The organism is Siminovitchia jepli, from assembly GCF_047228825.1.
Classification (GTDB): domain Bacteria; phylum Bacillota; class Bacilli; order Bacillales; family Bacillaceae_C; genus Siminovitchia.
Genome location: NZ_JBFEGN010000176.1, coordinates 1 through 2,462, shown reverse-complemented (window position 1 = coordinate 2,462; position 2,462 = coordinate 1). Strand labels below are relative to the sequence as shown.

The 2,462-nt window shown below is 37.4% G+C and carries 2 protein-coding genes; both read right to left on the bottom strand.

Going from position 1 to position 2,462, the window contains the following annotated elements; all coding sequences use genetic code 11:
- Positions 1–338: 338 nt before the first annotated feature.
- Positions 339–1,691, bottom strand: coding sequence for an MFS transporter (locus AB1L08_RS22155; RefSeq protein WP_413066739.1), 1,353 nt, complete (start codon positions 1,689–1,691; stop codon positions 339–341).
- A gap of 444 nt (positions 1,692–2,135) precedes the next feature.
- Positions 2,136–2,378, bottom strand: a complete 243-nt coding sequence (locus AB1L08_RS22150; RefSeq protein WP_413066740.1) for a Crp/Fnr family transcriptional regulator — start codon at positions 2,376–2,378, stop codon at positions 2,136–2,138.
- Between the last annotated feature and the right edge of the window lie 84 nt (positions 2,379–2,462).

Genomic DNA, 2,462 nt, shown 5'->3' with positions numbered 1-2,462 from the left:
GGAGGCTTGTGCTGGGAACTATTGGCTGGAAACATTTTCATGCCAAGTTTGTGACCCGCCGGTCATGTATGTTTAGTAAGACAATATGAGTATAACCGAGAAGATCATGAATGGAACCAGGGTTAATAATTTCTATTTGTTTGCTTTGAATGAATAATCTTCATTCCGATTTTGTTTCAATTTTTAAGATATGAATTTGAGTATAAATAGAGAAATATAAACCAGGTATATTAGTTATCATATACTCCAAACATAGGAAGAAACCGGGCCCTTTGTTACCTGATTCCATATTTTTCCGTATGTGTCGATAGAACAGTAGAAAGTTCAATTTTTAATATCTATACATTTCCGCTATCGTGTTTTGGTATACATAAAATAGAGATCGAAGCGAGGAGCCCTGCCATGGCAAACAGATAAAAATTCATAGAAAGGTTAAAATTCCATGACATAAACAAGCCAACCAGTATGGGTGCCAAAATGGCTCCGATTCTTCCGAAACCGAGTGCCCAGCCTAAAGCGGTTGCACGATTTTTAGCATCAAAGTACTTTGAAATATAGGCGTTTAATATTAATGTCGTCCCAATTGTTCCAAAACCTGCAATTCCCACTAATCCATATAGGATAAACATGGATGTTTTAATGCTTAATAATGAGATAGATATTCCTGCAAGTAAATATGAGATAAAGATAACCCTTTTAGATCCCCATTGGTCTGCGGCGATTCCTGCTAAAAGAGATCCGGCAACAGCTGAAAGGTTCAACATCAAAAGAAGGCCCAGGCTTGAACCAAGCGGATATCCGGCTTCTCTCATCAGTTTAGGCAGCCATGTAGTCAAACCATAGATCATAAAGAGTCCCAGGAAGAAGGTTATCCAGAAAAACATTGTTGCTCTAATGTAACGCTTCGAAAAAAGTGCTGCTACATTATTTGATTTCTTTTCCGGTTCCTTATTGGACTGTTTTTGTATGATGGATTCCAGGGAAATATTATAGCGTTTGGCAATACTTTCTGCCTCTGCGGTTCTATTTTTAGCTATTAAAAAGTCAATGGACTCAGGCATATTTTTAATAATTAAAGGGACAGCGAGAATAGGTACTGCTCCAAACCAAAACATTAATTGCCAACCATATTCCTGCAAAAATAACATGGAAACCAAAGCGGAAAATACTCCCCCAAAGGCGTATCCCGTATACATAATGGCATACATGAGTGATCTGCGTTTAATTGGAGAGTATTCTATTGTCAATGCAGAGGCTGTAGGAATGATACCGCCACATCCAAGTCCTGCGATAAAACGGAATGAACTAAACAACTCAGGCGAAGGTGCTATAGCCGAAAGAGCCATCATGATAGAAAATAGAGACAGACAAAATACCAATATCTTTTTTCTTCCAAAAATATCTGTAAGTGTCCCTACACACACCGCTCCTATAAGCATACCGATAAGGGCATAACTTGCTATGGTGCCTCCCTGTGCCGGAGATAATGACCATGCTGGATATTCCAGCAAAGCAGGAAGCACAGCTCCGTAGATGGCTAAATCGTAGCCTTCAGCAAACATACAGAACCAACACATGAAAACTACAAGGTAGGAAATCCTGGGAATTGAGTTGGATTCAAAGTTTATTGGCTCTAATTTTGGGTTGGCGGCGACCTTGGAATAAGGAGAATTTTGCATCTGTTGATTCATAAAAACCGCTCCTTTTATTTTAATGAACTATTTTTTCAGTTTTTGCTTGTGCAATAAGTTATAGTTGCTACACTTTTATCTCTTTGAATTCAATTACCTTTCGTTATAGATTATAAACGCTGCTGGAAATAAAGTGCTTTCGGCCTGTTTGGTTGGTTCAACATCTCTTCTTAGTCATTGTATGTTGGGGGTTTTAACAAAACTGTTAATTCTTTAACATTTCTTTCATAAAATTTAATCAGGTTATAACCAGGAGAATGACTGGTTGTCTTCGTTCAGTTTCGATCTGCTTGTAAAAATTTGGGAGACCGGTTAAATAGGGAAGGGAGTGGAAAAAGGAATATTTCGCTTATGCCAATCCACTCTTTTTAAAAGTAAAATGCTCTTTCATTTTTTGAACTAGCCATAACAAAAAATGAATAGTAGCATAGATTAAACTTCTGATTAACTAAATGCTATTTTTTTAAGGGCACTTCTGTTCAAGACGAAAATTTTTCTGTTTTGTATGGTGATTAATCCTTTGGATGTCCACTTTTTCAAAATTTTATATACCGTGATACGAGTTAAGCCGACAAAATGGGATAGCTCCTGTTGAGTCAAATTTATTTCTGAGCTTTGGTAAGTTTCCATTAAATAGAGGAGTGAATGAGCAACCTGGTTATCCGTCGCAGCATTTGAAACGTTTATATTATTGACTCAACTTTCGCACCAACAAAATAAGTGCTAATTGTTGGCTGTACTGGATCTAGAGGCGATCAATTATGTTGCTTG

What these genes read in the sequence shown, in the direction of transcription:
- AB1L08_RS22155 (WP_413066739.1), bottom strand. Translation starts at nt 1,691, where the DNA reads ATGAATCAACAGATGCAAAATTCTCCTTATTCCAAGGTCGCCGCCAAC.